Here is a 16388-nt window from a genome sequence, read left to right as displayed (position 1 = left end):
CCCCGAACTGAGCAGAGTCGTCCCTCACTGACCAATCCAGTGGCGGAGGCAGAGCGGCAGCTAGAAGAGACACAGAGCAGATGCGACCTCAACGGCTGGTGTTCACACCCTGCTTCGCTGCACAACTCAGTCCCCATAGGGCGGACACAAGAATGCTCCCCGAAAATTACTTCGCAATCTTGAGTTTCCCTGAAGCATCCACATTGCATGTCACAAGAACCCTCATTGAGGCCTGCCTACTAATTTACCGTCGCCGCACCACACTGCACGAAGCAGCATGTTTCACCTAGGAATAGGCGTCAACTGGGCCACCTGAATTTAGGCACAGTACGAGCTGGCGGAATCATTTTTCGACCCCCGTTAATATGTTCTAATTATTGATTACGCAATAATCTTCTCTGCTCCCAGCAGTGACGGCTGCCTATGCCAAACTCGCCCGTAGCGAGTCGTGTTGCGCCAAAGCTGAGGCGCCGCGTTCGCCCAGGGCACGATTGCGCCAGCGCCGGGGAAGTCGATCCCGAGCAAGCTGGCCACATTCATGCGGGTGCCGAGCACAGGCCGCGGAGATGGCGGCGGTCGTCCCGACTATCATTGGGCCCGGCCTCGAAACCTGGGGGTGTCTTATGCGGCTTATGTCAGGGTAGTTGATGGCGTGCTGAGCGCCGTCTCGCAGGCGATCAGGCCGCGGTGCCCGAGGCGGGACTGGCGGCGCCGGGTGTCACAAGGGTGCAGCCGCGGCGCCCCTTCACCTCTGGGGACATCCGACGTTCTGGACCGCGGTGAGGTCACGGGCGCCGGCGGTGAGTGCCTGCTCAGCCTGGCGGAGTCCGTACCGCTGCGTCGCAGGGGGCGGGGAGGACCCGGCCCGAAGCGGCCAAGCCGATCGCCGCGGGCCAGGTGCCGGCACAGCGGGATCGCGTCAGGCGGATGGTGTGTGGGACGGCTCCTGCGTGTCGTGACGCGGCTTGGCCTTGCCGGTGCCGGGGCGGGGCAGGCCGTCCCCGGGTGAGGTCACGCACATGCACAGCAGCGCGTTGAGCAGGAGCAGCCCCGCGTAGATCCACATCAGGCCCTGGAATCCGAACGAGCTGTAGGAGAGGGTGCCGATCAGTGGCCCGACGGCGACGCTGGGTCCGGCTCCGAGCGTGTAGACGCCCATCACCTGTCCCCTGCGGTCGGGGGCCTGGGCGACCATCATGGCGGGCAGTGGGACATAGCCGGCCAGGCCGGCTCCGTAGACAGCGACCGCAACGGCGGTCTCGGGGAAGTTGTAGCCGGCCGTCGCCGGCAGGTAGTAGCACAGCAGGAATCCGATCGCACCGAGTCCGCCGCCGAACAGGGCGCACGTCTTCCGTCCACTCCAGTTGTCGCCGAGGACGCCGAAGACGAGGAGGGCGCCGAGGTTGGTGACCATCATGATCACGAGCAGGGTGTTCCACTCGGCGTCGCCGAAGCCAAGGTCCCTGACGAAGCAGGGCATGAAAACCCACATACCGAACGACGGTGTGGTGTTGATGAGCCGGATGACCAGGCTAATGCCGCGCTTCGGTTTCTGGACCAGGATCCTGAAAGTGCCGGTGAGTTCGGTACGCGGATCACGTCCGGGAGCCAGGCCCGAAAAGCTGGTCCTCTCCCGGAGCAGGAGCAGGACAACGAGGGATCCGGCGGTGATCAGGGCCAGGGAGATCCACAGTGTGACGTAGAAGCCGATCACCAGCTTGAACAGCGCGAAGACGAACGAGCCCAGGATGGGATAGCCAGCGCTATAGCAGAACCAGAACCAGCCGACGGCCTTGCTCTGGTGGTTCTTAGTGGGCGGTTCGTGAGTCTTTGAGTTGTTCTGTGGTCGCCTGATGGTGTGGGTAGGGCGGAATCCGCGGGTTCGTGGTGCGGGGTCTGCTGGGGTTGGCGGGGTGAGTGAACGCAAGCCGTATCCCAGCGACTTATCGGACGAGCAGTGGTCGTTGATCGAGCCGGTGATCACCGCGTGGAAGGACCGGCACCACTCGGTCAGCGGTCATCAGGGCGCCTACGACATGCGGGAGATCGTGAACGCGATCCTCTACCAGGGGCGGACCGGCTGCCAGTGGGCCTACCTCCCGCACGACCTGCCGCAGAAGAGCGCGACGTACTGCTACTTCGCCGCCCGGCAGGACGACGGAACCGACCAGGTCATCCATGAACTCCTGCGCTGCCAGGTCCGTGAACGCGCCCGCCGATTAGAGGACCCGACCCTGGTGGTCCTGGACACCCAGAGTGTCCACGCCGCCGCCGGGGTTCCCGCCACCACGACCGGCTACGATCCGGCCAAGCGGGTGCAGCTCCATGCCCTACTCGCCGAACGTCCCCAACCCCGGCGCGCGAAGCCATCCGAGCTGCGCTGGGACCTCTTGCCCGCCCTCCACCACCGGCCCGTCGAGCACGGCTCCTTCCGCGCCAACTCCTGCCTGCCCTGGACCTTCGGCAAGCCCCTGACCACACTCCAGGAGCTCTGCCCTCACTGCCGGGCTCCTCTTCCACCTGCTACTGGGCTCCGGCCGTCGACTGCCCGGCACAGTCTTCCGGGGCGCGGGCGCATGGGGGCCGGCTTCAGCCGCTGCTGGCCGGCCTCCTGGCGCCCGTGAGGCGTGCGGATCCAGCCAGTGCCGCTGATCGTCCGGCAGACCATGGTCAGCGGCCGGTACGGTCGACCAGTTTCACGGCTGACGCGGGCTGCACGTGGGCAGCCTTCGGTGGACGCGTCGTCACAGGGGGTGTATGTGGGCGAGATCGATGAGGAGATAGCCGGTGAGGTCGCCGGCCTTCAGGCTGGCATCAGCTCGGTGCTCCGGGAGTTAGCGGGGCTTCCTGACGAGGATCCGCGCTACGAGGCGCTGTTCGCGCAGTTGGTCCAGGCCGGGTCGGCGCTACTGGAGTACGAGGCTACGGTGCCGGCGAGGCGGGAGGAGCCGCACTGGAAGGCCAGCAAGAGAGTGCTGGCCTGGTCTGCCTGGGTTCACACGGTCCGGGGGGCTGTTGCTCGGGCTGGCGTCGTTGATGGGCTGGATCGGCTGGGGGTGGGTCGTCCCCGCCATCGTAGAGGTGTTGTTCGGGGTCGTGTTCAGCGTGAGGGGCGTTCCGGCGCAACGGCACCGTGAATTCCGAGTGCCAGCCGTTCTGCTGGCTGTCGTGTCCGAACTGGTGCCGCTGCTGGCCTTCGGAGTGCTTTCCGCCTGGTTCTGGGTGCTGCCGGCCCTCGGCTGGTTCTTCGCCCTCGGCTTCGCAGTCGACGCCAACACCGTGCAGGGCCGGGAAGGGGCGGCCAGGTGAGTTGGGACGGGCAGCAGTTCCCTGGCAAACCGGCCTGCCGCAGCGGAACATCGTCGCCAATCCAGCGCCGCTCTTCCATCAGCTGCGCCGGGTCCGGGACGAGTGGCGCACCGGTCCAGAGGTGACCCTCGGGAGCATCGCCACAGAGGCCGCAACGCACGACGACGCTCTGGTGGTGGTCAACGGAACGAAGGACGCCAGCCACGTGCACAAAGTGTGGCTCGGCGACCGCGAGGAAAATCCGGGCACTCTGCACCTGTCGACCCGCATGACCGGCGGCCACCGCAGAAAGACCATCCAGGCGGCAAAGCAACGCCTTGAGACAGGCCTGGACACTCTGCTGGTGTCGACGTCGTTGATCGAAGCCGGCGTCGACCTCGACTTCCCGCGTGGATTCCGTGCCAGGTCGCTTCCGGAGTCTGAACAGCAGGCCGCCGGACGCATCAACCGCGAAGGCCGCCACCGGGCCGAGGACAGCGTCATGACCATCTTCGAACCATCAGACGGCCTCCAGCCACGCGTGGTCTACAACCGTTGCGGCATCGCCGCAGCATCCCGCCGCTTCGGCCAGAGGCTGAAACATCCAGACAATCTCGACGCACTGCGCTCCTACTACCGGCACCGCTACCGACTCCAGGCCGGAAGCTCCTCCACAGATCCCAACGGAGCCACCGGAGAAGCCATCGAGGCACTACGAGAGAAGCTGGACTACCCGGAAGTCGCCCACAGAATGCGCATGATCGACAACGAACACTCCGTGGCCGTCGTCGTCATCCGCTCCCAACTCAACCAGAAGGACCGGCAGGCCGCCCAAGACGCCGTCAAACAACTCCGCAGCGGAGTACCGACCCCGGAGACCTACCGCACACTCCAGAACCACATGGCATCCATCCCACAACAAGAACTGCAGACAGCAATCAACACTGGCCACGCTGTCGAAATCGCCGGCGACCTGCGCGAGTGGACCGGTCCCTATCATCCGCAACGAGGCATCGAACCGCCCGCGTGAGGTGCACTCGGCGAGATCCTCACCCACACTGCGACGGTTCCAGGGGTGCAATTCCGTTACGTGTCGATGCGGGTACGTGAGCTGAGGTCAGCCGAGCCGTGGAATTTCGATGGCCGGGCAGTCCATGACAGCGGCGGGGTCGCGGGACGGCTATGGATCGCGACCAGCGGCGCATGCGAGCGGCGCTGGGGGAGGCTGGGGCGCTCGTCCTCCGAGGTGACCATGGATCACGACTTCACCGGCTACAGACGAGAACTGACGCCGCCGGAGAGTGGCAGTCGTCCCCCAGGGGCCGTGGATCGCAACCTCTACCCGCCGCTCATCGACATGTAGCCGTCCGTGAGGCCCAGGCCAACCCTTGAAGGGGCATTCTCCGGCAATCCGGAGGAGTCCAGTTCTCACAACCGGCCCGAGCAAGATCATCCGTCTGCGCGAGGCCGGTGCGTCTTGCCGAGGCGGCACAGCAGACCGCACCGCGTCGCCGAGGGAGCCCCTTCCGGAAGAGGTTCCCTCGGCCCACACATGACAAGCAACCCATGCCACACCCGGTCCTCACTGCCCGCGCCGCGCATAACGAGCAGCCTCGCGGCCTGTCAAGGCCCCTTCCCTCATACGAGGGAACACGACTCCCGATCTTGCCATCCGTCCATCACAGTGAAGTCATGTCGCCAACCACCAGCTGCTGGAGGTGCCATGGCGTCGAAGGACTGCTGTCTTCCACTGCCCGGTAACTCGGTGTCGTGCGCATCCAACCAGCTCCCGGGGCTGGACCAATGGGTTCAGGAACACACCCACGTAACTACTACTGAGGCATCTGCATCGCCGGGGCTGCGGTTCGCCTTCTACGGCCGTGTCTCCACCGAGGACCACCAGGACCCCGCTACCTCCCGCGGCTGGCAGCTCCTGCGTGCCCAAGCCCTCACCTCTGGCTACGGCCACATCACCACCGAGTACTTCGACATCGGCCGCAGCCGCAGCACCCCCTGGCCGCGCCGCCCCGAAGCAGCCGCCCTCCTAGCTGCGCTCGCCGACCCCGACCGCGGCTTCGACGCCATCGTCATCGGCTCCAGCGAACGCGCCTTCCACGGCAACCAGTTCACCGTCCTTGCACCACTCTTCGACCACTACAAAATCCCCGTATGGATTCCCGAACTGGGCGGCGCCGCCGATCCGCAGACCGCCGGCCACGAGGAACTCATGGTGCTGCTCGGCATCCTGGCCAAGCGCGAGGTCGCCCGCGCCCGCATGCGCGCCCTCACCTCGATGACCGTCCAAGCCCGCGACCAAGGCCGCTTCCTCGGAGGCCGCCCACCCTACGGCTACCGGCTCACGGATGCCGGCCCTCACCCCAACCGGGGCCTGGCTCGACGCGGCGTACGCGCTCACCGCCTCGTCCCTGACCCCACCACCGGCCCTGTCGTCACCTGGATCTTCACCCAACGCCTCGCCGGGCACAGCATGGCTCGCATCGCCCGCGCCTTGAACCACGCGGACATTCCCTGCCCCTCGGCGGCCGACCCGGCACGCAACCCCCACCGCAACAAGACAGCATGGAACGCCACTGTCGTGCGTGCGATTCTTGCCAACCCCCGCTACACGGGCCGCCAGGTCTGGAACCGCCAACGGACCGACCACGTCCTCCTCGACCCGGCCAACACCACCCTCGGCAGCCGTGACGTCAGGCGCTGGAATACTCCCGAGAACTGGAGCGTCTCCACCGCCCCGGCCCACCGGGCACTGGTCAGCGAGGCGGACTTCGTCGCCGTCCAGAACATCCGCGCCCCGCGGGAAACCGCCTCCGGCCGCGCATATCTTCTCGTCGGCCTACTACGCTGCGCTCTCTGCCAGCGCCAGATGGACTCCTGCTGGTCCCACCAACGCCCTGCCTACCGCTGCCGCCACGGCTACACCACCGCCACCAGCAGCGACCGGCCCCGCAACGCCTACGTGCGCGAAGACCGCATCCTGCCCCACCTGCCCGCCCTCGCGATCAGACTCGGCCTGGCAGCCCCCGGTGCAGCCAGCACCTCGCCAGCCGACATCGTCACCCGCCTCCGGACATCAAAGATCACACTGACCTACGACCCGAAAAGAAAGACCCTCACCGCCAGCACCCCCACCGCAGAAAGGATCTTCATCGGCTGACAGCCACCGACCGGCGCCTCACCCCATCCACCCCCCGAACAAAAGGAGGCCAGACACGACAAACGCCCGCTCCCGGCCGAAGGCCAAGAACGGGCGCCGATGACCGCTGCCTGAAAACCCAGCAGCGCGTGCCAAGAGTGTGTCCGAGTCCGAGTGTCACCATTCACCAACCAGCCGTGGGCCACCGGCGAAATCGAACTCCCCTAAATCAGACTACGGATTCGGCTCTGGCTAAGCAATACCTCAAAGGCCATCAAGTGCGCTGGACCTGCGACCGAGACTTGCCATTGAAATACCCTTCTCAAGCAGGTGACAAGGAGCAGCTGCGGGGGGGCGCCGATGTCGATGGATTGTTCGTGGATCCCGAGCCGCTGTCGAGGAACGTCGCTTGTTGCAGCGAAGTGGGTCGGTGGAACTCGGCACGTCAACCGCGCACTGTGCAGACTCTGTGGCACGAGATGTGGGGGTCGGTGTGTGGGGGGACGCTACGCCACCGATCTCTGCGAAGCGCTACCCGGTAGCGGGCCGGTACAGCACTTGCTGGGCGCTACAGGTGTGGCCGGGCCTTCACATCCGTGCCGTCGGTGCGGATTGCGGCTTGGGCACGCCGGGCGCCTTCGACTTCGCCTTCCCGCGGTCCGAGCCGCCGATGGACGCGGCACTGGGGCGCGGCTGCGCCCTAAGCAGGCGGACGGGGCGTCCTCGATGAGGACGCCCCGTCCGGGCCGAGAACGCCATGGTCCGGGTGCAGTAGCCGGCCCGGCCGTCGCGGCCGCGGCGTGATCTGTGGGAGAGAGAGGGGCGGATCCACCCCTTCCCTTCCCGGTGCCGTCAGGTACGCCGGTTCCGGCTGTCCCGTGCCAGTTCATCCATGAGTCGCTCCCGGTCGCGCTCCGGGTTGCGGAACGCCTCCTTCGCCGGGAAGTTCTCCTGCTGCAGCTTCCTGACCTCCTGCTCCGACAGGGCGGTACGGCCCTCGCGGGACAGGGCCGTCCGTACCTCGGTGAGCTTGTCCTCGGTCATCTTCTCCCAGCGCGCCTGACGCCGGGTGAGTTCCGCCTGGCCCCAGACCCGGGCGCCGCTCGCGCGGAACTCGTCCTCGCTGATCTTGTCGATCAGCTTGTCCAGGTACGGCTTCACGCTGTGCTCGACGAACGCGTCGGTGAAGGCGTCGAAGGCGGCCTTCCCGTCCTTGCCGGGCTTGACCGTCGCGGCGAATGCGCCGGTGGCGGTCTTGGCGATCTGCTGCTCGTACACCGCGGCCCGGGCGTCCTGCTGCTCCCACACCTTGGCGTTGATCTTCTTCTTCAGCGCGATCTCGTGCTTCTCGATGCGCAGCTTCTCCTCCGGTGAGGAGGCGCGGGCCTTGGACCGGGCGGCGATCTGCGCGACGGCTTCCTTCTTGGACTGGGCCCACTTCTTGAGGGTCTTCACGTCCGAGGTGAGGACACCGTCGAACTTCTTGTTCAGCTGCGGGAACAGCTGCTGCAGGGCCTGGCCCTCCAGATGGTTCCGCCACTGCGTGTTGCGGTGTTGCACCAGGTCCTTGGCAGCGCTGTCCCACTGCTTCCGGTCGTGGTCCAGCTGCTCCTGCTGCTTGAACCACCCGGCGATCTCGTTGTAGACGATCTGTGCCAATTGCTCGACGAGCAGGGCGGGTTCGAGGACAGGGGCGAGCTCCGGCTGCGCAGCCATGGCGACCTGGAGGCCCTCGGCGACCGTGTCGAAGGCGAGGTTCCCGTAGTCACCGGCCTTGGCGTCCTCGGCGATGGCGTAACCGGTCGCGGCGATCCCCACGTAAGGGAGTGCCTTCGCGCCCAGCTCGGCGGTGCGGCCGGCCTGGCGGGCCACCTTCGCGAGGAGGCCCGTGTCCGTGCTGAGCCCGTGCACCGCCCGCAGGTCGCGGCCGAAGGCCTCGGTGACGCGGGTGGAGAACGCCTCGAAGTCCTTCGCGCCGAGTTCACCGGCCGCGGCGTCGTTGAGGACCGCGTTGGTCTCGCGCAGGGGCGACAGCAGGGAATTGGGGTTCTTCTCGAACTCGTCCAGTGTGGTGACGTATTCGACGTCGTCGCCGTGCGTCGTCAGGCGCTCGCGGTGCTTGCGCGCAATCTCGGCGGTGTCCTTCGCCCCGATGTCGCAGACCTCTGCGGAACGCCGGGCCCTCCCCGTGCCGCTGCCCGTCGCGCACAGCTCGGAGGCCCTCGCGATGTCGTACGGGGCCGGGTTGGCCGCCTTGGCGTCGCCCGGGCGGTAGCCGCCGTTGGTCTCCAGGCGGCTCCAGTCCGGCTCCGGCAGGCCGTTGACCATCTTCACCGGCACAGCGTGCTGCACCAGTTCCGGGCGGATCGAGCCGTGCGCTGCCCATTCGGCCTGGTAGCCGTAGTACTTCAGGGTCTGCTTGGCGGCGTTCGCGACCTCCGCGTCCCCGCTCCTCGCCGCGCGCTCCAGGCTGGTGCGGACGTTGTAGAAGCTGCGGTCGGGCTGGACGACGTAGATCCAGCCCTCTCCGCCGGTGGCCTTCAGGTCGAGCTTCAGGCGGCCCGCGTAGTTGGTGACGTACTCCGTGCCGGTCGAGGTGGAGACGAAGTTGGTGGTGCCCTTGAGGGGGCCGTTCGCCTGCAGGGTGCTGCGGCCGTTGATGTGGTCGAGCAGGTTGCTGTTGGTGCCCTCGCCGGGCACCTCGAAGCCTTCCGCGAAGACCTTCGACGGTGGGCGGCTGTCGACGCGGTAGACGCAGGTGGGGGCGCTGGTGTTCGCGGCGCAGGCGACGGCGCCGGCGCCGCGTGCGGGTTTGCCGCCGCCCCCTGCGGCGAGGGCCTCGCCCGTGAGTGGGGACATCACAGCGGCCGCGGTGGCTATCACCACGGTGTGTCTCCGTCCCCAGCTGGCCTTGTGTCTCTTGCGCGCCGGCATGTTGCGACTCCGTCCTTCGGTTCGCCGAGGCGCGGTCGGTGCGGCCCGGCTTGCTTGCCACCGAGATCGTCGGATGTGGTGGTGGGCGGGCGCATCAGGAGAAGGTCGCGTCGGTGTAGTCCGGGGGTGAGGTATGCGTGGTACGCAAGTACCAATTCCGGCAAAATGGAGATATGCCTCTATCACAGTTCATTGGTGTAGACCTATACAAAAATCTTCATCGAGACTGCGTCAAGTGCCGTCGCTTACGCTAAGACGCATCACTGATCCAGCGCAGAACCATCGACGGCCCACCGAATGCGGTGGGCCGTCGATGGTTCGCTGTCGGGTCAGACTGCCGCTCCGACGAGCGTGGAGCTCCCCCTCACTGCAGGCGGAGGCAGCTCCGCGAATTCACCACGAACCCACAGGCGCCCCTGACATCAGGGCATCGGACGCTCGAGTTCCCGCTGGGCCCCCTTCAGTTTTGGCGAAACCGCGGGGGTCAGGGGTCTGGTGAAGACGAGTACGTCTTCGTGCTGGACGATGGAGAGGGGGATGCCCTGGCGGCGGGCGTCGCGGACGTTCTTCATCTGGAAGAACGACGGGCGGGAGATGACCTGGCTGTTGCGGATCCCGGCGAGGAGGGCGACGCAGCGTTCGGCGGGTGTGAGGCCGGCGGCTCGCCCGGCGGCGAGGGCGGCGGAGGGCAGATCGACGAGTTCGCCGCGTTCGCGCCAAGGGCGGGTCGTAACGACGGCCGTCCCGCCGGGGCGCAGCATGGTGCGGCACTGGGCGAGGATCTTGGTGAAGGCCTCCAGGAGATAGGCCGCGGGGACGTGGGCGAGGTTTGTGGGGTCGTGACTGTAGTGGAAGTCCTTCTTGACGACGCCGGGTTCGCCGGTCTCGCGGGTGGAGCGGACTTGTCCGTGGACGCTGGGTCCGTAGGGAGGTGAGGTGATGACCAAGTCCACCTCACCGTGGAGCGTGGTGGGCATGAGGTCGGTGAGCCGTCGCGCGTCCCCGCAGTGGACGGCTCCGGTGCCGGTGCCTCCGGTGCCTCCGGCGCCTCTGGCGAAGCTGACGTTGCGGGAGGCGATGGTGGCCCACTTCGGTTCGTACTCGATGCCGAGGGCGTTGCGACCGAGATGGAGGGCTTCGACGAGGGTGGTGCCGATGCCGCACATCGGGTCCAGGACGAGGTCGCCGGGCTGGGTATAGGTAGTGATGGCGTGGGCGGCGATGCCGGGGTGCATTTTGGCCGGGTGGGCGGCCGAGCCGGGCACATAGCGGCCTTTGCGCTGGGCGGGGGCGGAGGTAGGGGCGGTGTTCCACACCGAGTTGGAGCAGGCCACGGAGACTCCTTGCATGCTCAGGCGTGGTGGATGGCGGAGAGGACGATCAGGTCGCTGTGGGTGACACCGGGGTCGGCGTCGGTGGGAGGTGCGGGGATGAGCTGGTCGGCGGCGGGGTGGGTGTGGGCGACGATGATGTGCTGGAGGTAGCGGAAGCCGGCGGTGCGGGCGCAGGCGATGAGGGAGCCGAGCGGGTCGGTAAGCCCTGCGTCGTCGTCCCGGCGCTGGCGGGTGGCCAGCAACAGCAGTCCGTCCCCGGGCAGGAGACGGTGCGCGCGGTGGAAGAAGCCGGACCAGCCCTCCTCCATGGCCGCGGGCATGTCACTGGCGGCCCCGCTGGTGAGACGGTCGGTGGGCGTGGGGAGAGCGTCGGGGTGGAGTTCGGCGAGCAGCATCGTGAGCCTGCTGGGCGCGCCGTCGGTGTAGGTGACCACGGGGGTGCGGGCGTCCATGCCCGGCGTGGTGTCCCGGATGGAGAGCTTGAGCAGCGGTGCGGGGACTTTTCCGGGGCGTTGGGTGAACTCGGTGCGGATCTTCTCGATCGCCCAGTCGGGCAGCACAGTGCCAGGTGCGGGTACGGCGTCAGGCTGGTCGGGGTCGGGGAGCCAGAGGGTGGTCGGGAGCGGGCGGCGGGGAGAGGTGCGGTGGCGAACGGCGTCCTGGGAGCGGGTCATCTGTGGATGGCGCCCGGGAAGGGGGTCCGGACCGTCTGGTGCTGACGTGAAGTAATAGGGATGCGACCGTGCGTCTTTGCCATCGTTACTGAAGGCGTTCGAATCGATTGCCCGTCAGGTGCTGGCGTCTCCCACTGGGTGCACGGACGGGTCAGCGGAGCGCTTTCCCCAGGTCATCGCAGTAACGGGCCAGTGGCGAGCCACTGCCGAGCCATCGCGGGAGTGGATCGTGAGAGGGGCAGGCACCGGCTCGAAAAATCTCTGTGTTCGAGCCCAAAGGGGTGAGACCGTGAAGCGGTACCGGTTATCAGGGCCGGGCCAACGCCGGCTCCGGGTTCAGGGCGAAGAGTCGCAGTGGCGCGAGGGAGCCGCCGTTCTTGAGTTCAGTCGGCGCTCCCTCCAGTGACGGCTGAATGAGTGCGATGTGGACGAAGGCACTCATACCCGCGCCTAACGACGTAGTCGGCTATAGCGCGCGTCCTCTTTCTGGGGGTGCCTGCGCCCTCCAGGGATAATGCTGGGCATGGAGCTGCGCGGGGACAAGGTTGTGCTGCGACTGGTGGCAGGCGGCGATGGGGCGGTTCTCGACAGAATCGTGCGGGAGCCGGAAGTTGCGGCGTGGTGGTCGCCCCCGGACGACTTCGAGGGAATGCTCGCCGTCGTCTTCGAGGGCGAGGTCATCGGGGCGGTCCAGTTCGAGGAAGAGACCGACCCCGAGTTCCGCCATGCCGGCATCGACATCTTCCTGTCGGCAGGGCATCACGGGAAGGGACTTGGCACCGATGCCGTGCGCACGCTGGCCCGGTGGCTGGTGCACGAACGCGGTCATCACCGGCTGACCATCGATCCCGCCGCAGCCAACACCGCCGCGATCCGCAGCTACCGCAAGGTCGGATTCAAGGCCGTGGGGATCATGCGCGCGTACGGGCGCGACCACCGGTCGGGTGCCTGGCAGGACGGGCTGCTTATGGACCTGCTCGCCGAGGAGCTGGCCTGACCGGTCGGGTTGCCGGGGCATCGGGCGTGACGTGATGGGGGGCCGCACGGGTTCTTCGGGTGTGAAGACGAAGTGGGCCCGTGCGGCCTTGTCCCATCCTGCCTTCACCGGCATCTCTCATGCACATCTCGGCGGTTTGATCGAGGAGCTGGCCCCTGGGTGGCAGGCCCGTCGGGAATCCGCGCTGCGCGAGGGGCGCGGCGGGGACCGCCGCCGCGCGGCCGGAGCCGGACGCAAGCACGAGCTGGACTTCACCGACCGGGTGCTGGTCACACTGGTCCACCTGCGCACCCAGCTCCCGTATGCCGCGCTCGCAGAGCTGTACTCGGTGGGCCGCTCCACCGTCACCTAGGCCATCGCGAGATCCGGCCCCTGCTAGTCAGCCGTGGTTTCGCCGTCCCCGACCGGCCCGGCCTGCGGCTGCACACCCTGGCCGACGTCTTCGCCTACGCGGCGGCCGAAGGCGTGACCCTGCGGATCGATGCCACCGAGCCCCAGGCCCACCGCCCCGGCCGCTGCGCCTTCGTGCCGGGCAAGAAGAAGCAGAACACCTACCAGACCACCACGATCAGCAACTCTCAGGGCCGCACCCTGTGGTCTGGGGCCGCGCGGCCAGGCCGCATGCACGACCAGAAAGCCGTCCGCACCGAGGGCATCGCCGAACAACTCCGTCTCCACCCGAAGGTGAAGGCCGAGGGCTACCGGGGGCTAGCCAACGCATTCCCCGACCAGGTCAGCGGCCCGCCGAAGAAGCCGAAAGACGATGCCCTGCTGGGCGAGCAACACACCTGGCGCGAGCAGCGACGCCACCAGTTCTCACGCCGGATCTGCGTCGAGCACGCCAACGCCGAGCACAAGCAGTGGCGCCCGCTGCAACGCTTCCTCGGACGACGCGAGCTCTCCCCCGCCACACACCGGGCTGTCGCGGGCCTGGTCTCCGACCGGGCCGCCCAGCGGGCCACCCACCCCAGACCCAGCACCGAACTCGTGCCCGTCAACCTGCAGCCCGCTGACTCACCCACCAGCCGGAACCTCAGACCAGCACGCCCGAACATCAATAGCCGACCACGTCGTAAGAGCTCCTGGGAGTCTCCCAAGCGCGCCAGAACCACCCGAGCACTGCAGAGCAGACGTGTCCGATAGGTCATGTGACGGGTTGGCTCGTGACACTCAGTCCAAGAGCCGGGTCACGGTCCCTGAACCGGCAGCGCGACCGCGGTGCCGGAAAGGGAAGTGCTGACCGTCCTCCAACGCGACGGGCCGTTCGAGCCTGACCGTCACTGTTGCCATGTGAACCGGGCGCAGCGCGTCCAGGCCATGGGGCAGCGTCACGACGCCCCTCACCGCAGCAGCGCGCAGGTAGAAATCAAGTTCCTGGCCGGCCAGTACTTCTGCCCCGCCCTCTTTCTCTGGCAGCACTGCCATATCGGCAATGAAGGCAGCGCGTGCGCCGATCGAGCCCGGCGTCGCGAGCACCTGTCCCCGCTCCAGCTCTTCCGCTAGCGCACCCGGCAGCCGCAGGGCCACGTTCATGCCCGCCTCCGCCTCATCGATGCCCTGCCTGAACAATTCGATGCCGGCGACGCGGGCAAGCGCGCCGCCTCCGAAGCCGACGAGCTCCACCTCATCGCCTGTGCTAACCCGTCCGCGCTCGATCCGGCCCGTCGCCAGGACCTCCCGGACCACCCAGCCCTTGTTCCCAGGGAAGACATCCTCGACGACCATCAGGAACGGCTGCTCCACGGCACTCACCAGTCCCCCACCGCCCCCTCACGGCCACACCACTGAAGACGAACAAGTACCCGAGGTTAGCAATGGTCACTGGTCGTCCAGCGCAGGCCAGGGAGGCGCCCATCCGGGGATCTATCGGACAAGATCGAGCGACGAGCCACCTGCGAGCCACTGCCGAACCCCCAGGGAAGGCGCGGACCGTGAAGCGAGGATGGTCCGAGAATTTCTTTGTGTTCGATTCTGGCGGTTCTCCCCTGGGAACAGTGCTGGTCGCAGAGATGGACCAGTGGCCAGCCTTCGCACAGAGCGGGCCAGTGGTTCGGCCGGTGCGCGGGGCTGGGCCGGGGCCGGTCCGTGGGTGGCGCGGGGTGGTGTGAGGGCTTGCGGCGACAGTGATCGCCACTCCCCCGCAAGGAGCCGCACATGCGCCCCCACCCCACCCCCCGCCACCGCGCCTCCGGCCGTACCCCCTGTACACGTCCAGCCAACCACTCGCCTCTTCAAGCACTGGAAGAGTCCTTCCTCGCGCTCGCCACGGCAGCCCAGCCGCTCACGATGCCTGCCCATCTGGTCTGTGAGGAGCCGGAGCAGCCTGTGCTGCCCATCGACCAGATCCGCTCTCGCCTCGCCCACGCCGCCACTTCGCCGGGGCTGCGTGAGCAGACCTGGCGTGAGGTGGTGCGCCGCGCCCAGCGCCTCGGCGATCCGTGGGACGTCGTGGCCGTGGGAATGACGGTTCCGGTTCTGCGCCGGATGCTGGCCCGCCTGGCCTGCCCCGCCCACCTGGAGCGTGCCGAGGTCGAGCAGGAGGCCCTGGCCTCCATCGCTGCCGCGCTGTCCACCGTGGACGTGGCCACTGCGGACGTTGCCCGGGAGCTTTTCTCGGCGGCCGACCGCGCGGTGCACCGGCTGAGGTACGCCGCTCGGCGCCGCGCCACGCGAGAGACGAGTCAGGAAGCCGCTCACCTGGGCCGCCTCGCCCAGCCGAGGGCGAGGACCATGTGTCAGGCCGCGCCCCTGGGGGTGGGGAGCGCTGAGGCGAGCGACGAGTACGCGGTGTTGGCTCGTGCGGTCAGCGCCGGTGCCGTGGGTATCGCGGAGGCGCAGCTGATCGCCCGTACGCGGCTGGAAGGTGAGCCGATGCAGCGCCTCGCGGATGAGCGGGGTATGAGTGCACGTCAGCTCTATCGCCACCGCACGGCCGCCGAGCAGCACCTGACCACCTACCTGCACCACCAGATGCGCGAGCAGTAACCGCAGTGCATTCGGGGGACTTGCAACCCGCTGATGTCATTTTCCGGGCCGTGCATCTCTATTACCAGTGAGCGGCACCGCCGGATGCACCCCAGCACCATGCACCCGGCGGTGCCGGTCCCCGACGCAGGCCCTTCGGGGGCTGTTCCAGGTCCTTGCTGTGTGGGGTGAACGCACCGTCTCGTGCTGACACCCGAGCACCCTGTTCCCACCGCCTTCGAGGAGGACGGCCCCGGGCGGGGTTCCGTGTTCGCCCCACACCGCACGGCCTTACGTGACGCGTCTGGTCGCGTCGCGCTTCATCGATCCGCTTCTTTCCCCTTGCCGTGTTGTCTGCTGGAGGTGCGTTCGCCATGCTCGCAAGATCTCGTCGGCCGCACCGGCCGCTGAGCCGTTGGATGGTCAGGCTCGCCGTCATCGCGGCGGGCGCCGTCCTGGTGGTGTTGGTGAATTCGCCGCGTGTGTGGGCGGTCGCGGACATCCCCACCGTGATCAAGAATCTGCGGAACTGGGTCGTCGGCATCCTGTCCGGCCTCGCCACGCTCTTTCTGACCTTCGGTGGCCTGCGCTATCTGATGGCCGGGGGCGACCCGGGTGAAGTCGAGTCCGCCAAGCGTGCCTTGAAAGCCGCGGCGATCGGGTACGGGCTGGCGGTCCTGGCGCCTGCTCTCGTCACCGTGTTGCAGCACATCGTCGGCGTCGGCGGCGGTGACGGGAGGTGACCCGCGCCAGGTGCCTCGCACGCTTCATGCCCGGTCTGTGCTTCCTGGTCGTGCTCATTCCAGTAACGCTGTCTACACAGAGCGCCGCACCACGAATGGTGTACACGGCGACAGCGGGTCGGGCGCCCGCGGCTCCGGAGCCGCCGCGGCCCGAGCCTCAGCCTGCACCCGGTCCCACAGCCGCCGCTCCGAAGCCACCTTCCGCCTCGCCGAAACCTGACCCCAAGCCCGGGCCGACACCTGCACCGGGCCGTCCGTCCCCGACACCTTCGCAGTCCTCACAGACGTCGTCGCCCGAGC

14 protein-coding genes and 1 pseudogene are annotated in these 16388 nt (G+C 67.6%); 10 read left to right on the top strand and 5 right to left on the bottom strand.

The features are described from left to right. Positions 1 to 919: 919 nt before the first annotated feature. Positions 920 to 1927: an MFS transporter gene (locus tag ACFY12_RS08415; RefSeq protein WP_390714948.1), complete on the bottom strand. Its 1008-nt coding sequence runs from the start codon at positions 1925 to 1927 to the stop codon at positions 920 to 922. Here ACFY12_RS08415 and ACFY12_RS08410 point away from each other — a divergent pair. The 5 genes and pseudogenes from ACFY12_RS08410 to ACFY12_RS08390 form a co-directional block, all read left to right on the top strand. Then, positions 1914 to 2318 (top strand): annotated as a pseudogene (locus tag ACFY12_RS08410) (transposase); the annotation flags it as partial. The gene ACFY12_RS08415 and the pseudogene ACFY12_RS08410 sit on opposite strands and share 14 nt — an antisense overlap. A gap of 441 nt (positions 2319 to 2759) precedes the next feature. Then, positions 2760 to 3137 carry a hypothetical protein gene (locus ACFY12_RS08405; RefSeq protein ID WP_390714947.1) on the top strand — a complete coding sequence of 126 codons (378 nt, stop codon included), beginning with the start codon at positions 2760 to 2762 and terminating at the stop codon, positions 3135 to 3137. Positions 3138 to 3168: 31 nt separating this feature from the next. Further along, the gene (locus tag ACFY12_RS08400; RefSeq protein ID WP_390714946.1) at positions 3169 to 3309 is read left to right on the top strand and encodes a hypothetical protein; all 141 of its coding nucleotides are present in this window, start codon (positions 3169 to 3171) and stop codon (positions 3307 to 3309) included. Between the two features lies 1 nt (position 3310). Continuing rightward, the gene (locus ACFY12_RS08395) at positions 3311 to 4318 is read left to right on the top strand and encodes a hypothetical protein (RefSeq protein WP_390714945.1); all 1008 of its coding nucleotides are present in this window, start codon (positions 3311 to 3313) and stop codon (positions 4316 to 4318) included. A 693-nt stretch (positions 4319 to 5011) separates the two neighbouring features. Further along, a complete protein-coding gene (locus ACFY12_RS08390) occupies positions 5012 to 6463 on the top strand; it encodes a recombinase family protein (protein WP_390714944.1) in 1452 nt (483 codons plus the stop codon). Between the two features lie 831 nt (positions 6464 to 7294). Here the strand turns inward: ACFY12_RS08390 and ACFY12_RS08385 are convergent. From ACFY12_RS08385 to ACFY12_RS08375, 3 genes are all read right to left on the bottom strand, one after another. Beyond that, complete coding sequence (locus tag ACFY12_RS08385) at positions 7295 to 9328, bottom strand: hypothetical protein (RefSeq protein WP_390714943.1); 2034 nt, start codon at positions 9326 to 9328, stop codon at positions 7295 to 7297. A gap of 470 nt (positions 9329 to 9798) precedes the next feature. Beyond that, complete coding sequence (locus ACFY12_RS08380; RefSeq protein WP_390714942.1) at positions 9799 to 10710, bottom strand: TRM11 family SAM-dependent methyltransferase; 912 nt, start codon at positions 10708 to 10710, stop codon at positions 9799 to 9801. A 17-nt stretch (positions 10711 to 10727) separates the two neighbouring features. Further along, positions 10728 to 11384 (bottom strand): hypothetical protein, encoded by a 657-nt coding sequence (locus ACFY12_RS08375; protein WP_390714941.1) that lies wholly within the window; start codon positions 11382 to 11384, stop codon positions 10728 to 10730. A 523-nt stretch (positions 11385 to 11907) separates the two neighbouring features. On the opposite strand from ACFY12_RS08375, the gene aac(6') reads away from it, so the two are divergent. From aac(6') to ACFY12_RS08360, 3 genes are all read left to right on the top strand, one after another. After that, on the top strand, positions 11908 to 12381 hold the full coding sequence (gene aac(6'), locus ACFY12_RS08370) for an aminoglycoside 6'-N-acetyltransferase (RefSeq protein ID WP_390714940.1): 474 nt from the start codon (positions 11908 to 11910) through the stop codon (positions 12379 to 12381). Between the two features lie 88 nt (positions 12382 to 12469). Then, complete coding sequence (locus ACFY12_RS08365) at positions 12470 to 12733, top strand: transposase family protein (protein WP_390714939.1); 264 nt, start codon at positions 12470 to 12472, stop codon at positions 12731 to 12733. Positions 12734 to 12846: 113 nt separating this feature from the next. Beyond that, on the top strand, positions 12847 to 13524 hold the full coding sequence (locus tag ACFY12_RS08360) for a transposase family protein (protein ID WP_390714938.1): 678 nt from the start codon (positions 12847 to 12849) through the stop codon (positions 13522 to 13524). 27 nt (positions 13525 to 13551) lie between these two features. On the opposite strand, the gene ACFY12_RS08355 is transcribed toward ACFY12_RS08360, so the two are convergent. Beyond that, positions 13552 to 14124, bottom strand: coding sequence for an EF-Tu/IF-2/RF-3 family GTPase (locus ACFY12_RS08355; protein ID WP_390714937.1), 573 nt, complete (start codon positions 14122 to 14124; stop codon positions 13552 to 13554). A gap of 411 nt (positions 14125 to 14535) precedes the next feature. Here ACFY12_RS08355 and ACFY12_RS08350 point away from each other — a divergent pair, with 411 nt between their 5' ends. Then, positions 14536 to 15366: a hypothetical protein gene (locus tag ACFY12_RS08350; protein ID WP_390714936.1), complete on the top strand. Its 831-nt coding sequence runs from the start codon at positions 14536 to 14538 to the stop codon at positions 15364 to 15366. 353 nt (positions 15367 to 15719) lie between these two features. Continuing rightward, positions 15720 to 16088 (top strand): pilin, encoded by a 369-nt coding sequence (locus ACFY12_RS08345; protein ID WP_390714935.1) that lies wholly within the window; start codon positions 15720 to 15722, stop codon positions 16086 to 16088. Positions 16089 to 16388 lie beyond the last annotated feature (300 nt).

The sequence above is a fragment of the Streptomyces sp. NPDC001339 genome (genome assembly GCF_042895955.1).
Classification (GTDB): Bacteria; Actinomycetota; Actinomycetes; order Streptomycetales; family Streptomycetaceae; genus Streptomyces.
Note: the sequence above shows the minus strand (reverse complement) of the source record. Positions and strands in the feature narration are given on the sequence as shown.